This is a genomic window from Mycobacterium interjectum, from assembly GCF_900078675.2.
GTDB classification, from domain to species: domain Bacteria; phylum Actinomycetota; class Actinomycetes; order Mycobacteriales; family Mycobacteriaceae; genus Mycobacterium; species Mycobacterium interjectum.
The window spans coordinates 407941-408904 of record NZ_LT546236.1; the positions used below are offsets into that span (position 1 = coordinate 407941).

General features: G+C 73.0%; 1 protein-coding gene and 2 pseudogenes. All 3 read right to left on the reverse strand.

Annotated elements, in window-relative coordinates:
• Positions 1-553: pseudogene (locus tag BN4348_RS31780) on the reverse strand (Lhr family ATP-dependent helicase); the annotation flags it as partial.
• Positions 540-794 (reverse strand): annotated as a pseudogene (locus BN4348_RS31785) (DNA-formamidopyrimidine glycosylase family protein); the annotation flags it as partial. The pseudogenes BN4348_RS31780 and BN4348_RS31785, both read right to left, overlap by 14 nt.
• Positions 795-807: 13 nt before the next feature.
• Positions 808-964: hypothetical protein (locus tag BN4348_RS62635; protein WP_160040268.1), on the reverse strand; the 157-nt coding region annotated here is incomplete at its 5' end.

Genomic DNA, 964 nt, shown 5'->3' on the forward strand with positions numbered 1-964 from the left:
GGGCTCCCGCGCCGCCCAGGACGGCGCGGACCGGCGCGAACGTGTCGCCGGTGACCCGGCCGGCCCAGATCAATTCCCACAGCGCCTCTTTGAGCGCGGGGTCGGGAATCCCGGCCTCGGCGAGCTGGCGGAAGAAGTACGCGCCGCCGCCGGCCAGCGCGTCCAGGATCGCGCGGTGGGCTTCGGTGAGATCGAGCGGGGCGGGCGCGGACAGCGTCAGAGGCGCGGAATCGCTGGCGTGCAGCGCGATCCAGCCGTCGCTGCCCGAGATCGACCCGGCGCCCGACCAGGTGACCTCGCCGGTGGCGAGCAGTTCGTCGAGCAGCGCGGGGGAGTAGTCCCGGATGCGGGGCGCCAGGATCAGCGGTTCCAGCGCCGAAGCCGGCACCCTCACACCGGCCAGCTGATCGATCACCGAGACCAGCCCGTCGATGCCCGACTGCGGCGACGACACGTGGTGCCAGGCCGGCAGGAATCGCCCGTAGGCGGCGGTGCTCACCGGCTCGACCTGCGCGCGCAGCGCCGCCAGCGAGCGGCGCCGCAGGATGCGCNACCCGCACCGGCCGGTTGCCGACTCGCCAGCTGCCGTCCATCTTCAGATGCGAGTGAATGCTGGACCGCCCGACCCGGATGAACAAGTGCTTGCCGCGGCTTGCCACCTCGTCGACGACCTGTCCGGTCAACTCGACGGTGGCGAACCGCGGCACCCGGACATCGCAACGCGTCAGCGTGCGACCGGCCAGGTGCTCGCGCAGCATGGCCGCGGTATGCCAGACGGTGTCGCCCTCGGGCATTATTTGTCGGGGGTCATCGCAGCCGCATTCCGCGTGGGGTCCGCGCGAATCCGGCCTCGTGCAAGGCATCCGCCACCCGGCCGGGCCCGGCGTGCGGCTGCAGCGCCGGCGTGCCGTCGATGCGTTCGACCAGGATGGACGCGACGCGCCGGGCGGCGACCAGGTCGGCC